This is a genomic window from Streptomyces sp. NPDC020747, assembly GCF_044334695.1.
Taxonomy (GTDB): domain Bacteria; phylum Actinomycetota; class Actinomycetes; order Streptomycetales; family Streptomycetaceae; genus Streptomyces.
In genome coordinates this window covers 1-1,243 of sequence record NZ_JBIRTJ010000054.1, presented here as the reverse complement: position 1 = coordinate 1,243, position 1,243 = coordinate 1, and the positions used below count along the sequence as shown (strand labels likewise).

At 69.7% G+C, this 1,243-nt stretch carries 1 protein-coding gene; it reads left to right on the top strand.

The window, feature by feature from the left end:
* The first annotated feature begins 87 nt into the window (after positions 1–87).
* Entirely contained in the window at positions 88–1,209 is a 1,122-nt protein-coding gene (locus tag ACH4YP_RS48025) for an IS630 family transposase (protein WP_398497934.1), read from the top strand.
* Positions 1,210–1,243: the final 34 nt, after the last annotated feature.

Sequence of the window (1,243 nt, the reverse complement as noted above, 5' to 3'; positions counted from 1 at the left end):
CTAGTGCTGTGGCCGCGTTGGTTCGCCGGGTCGGCGGTCGTGGCGGTTGGATGTGCGGTGACGTCCGATCCGATCGCTGGAGGAGCGGTGGCCGATCCTGTCCGCGTGCGCAGACTGACCGACCAGGAGGGGCAGAAGCTGCAGCAGATCGTGCGCCGGGGCAGCACCAGCACGGTGCGTTACCGGCGGGCGATGATGCTGCTGGCCTCGGCCGGCGGGAACCGGGTGCCGGTGATCGCCCAGCTGGTGCAGGCCGACGAGGACACCGTCCGGGACGTGATCCATCGCTTCAACGAGATCGGCCTGGCCTGCCTGGACCCTCAATGGGCGGGAGGCCGTCCCCGCCAACTCAGCGATGACGACGAGGACTTCGTCATCGCGACGGCCACCACCCGCCCGGTCAAGCTCGGCCAGCCTTTCACCCGCTGGTCACTGCGCAAGCTGGTCGCCTACCTGCGGAAAGTGCACGGCCGGGTGATCCGCATCGGCCGCGAGGCGTTACGGTGCCTGCTCGCCCGCCGCGGCATCACCTTCCAGCGCACCAAGACGTGGAAGGAGTCCCCGGATCCCGAGCGCGACGCCAAGCTCGACCGCATCGAGGAAGTCCTGGACCGCTTCCCGGACCGGGTCTTCGCCTTCGACGAGTTCGGCCCGCTCGGGATCCGGCCCACTGCGGGCTCGGGCTGGGCCGGACAAGGACACCCCGACCGGCTGCCGGCGACCTACCACCGCACCCACGGCGTCCGGTACTTCCACGGCTGCTACTCGGTCGGCGACGACCGCCTGTGGGGCGTCAACCACCGCAAGAAGGGCGCCGTGAACACGCTGGCCGCGCTGAAGTCGATCCGCGCCGCCCGCCCGGACGGTGCCCCCATCTACGTGATCCTCGACAACCTGTCCGCCCACAAGGGCACCGACATCCGCCGCTGGGCGCGGAAGAACAAGGTCGAGCTGTGCTTCACCCCGACCTACGCCTCCTGGGCGAACCCGATCGAGGCCCACTTCGGGCCGCTGCGGCAGTTCACCATCGCCAACTCGAACCACCCCAACCACACCGTGCAGACCCGGGCCCTGCACGCTTACCTGCGTTGGCGCAACGCCAACGCCCGCCATCGCGACGTCCTGGCCGCCGAACGCAAGGAACGCGCCCGCATCCGCAGCGAGAAAGGCATCCGCTGGGGCGGACGCCCCCTCACCACCGCAGCCTGACAAACCCGGCGAACCAACACGGTCACAGCACTAG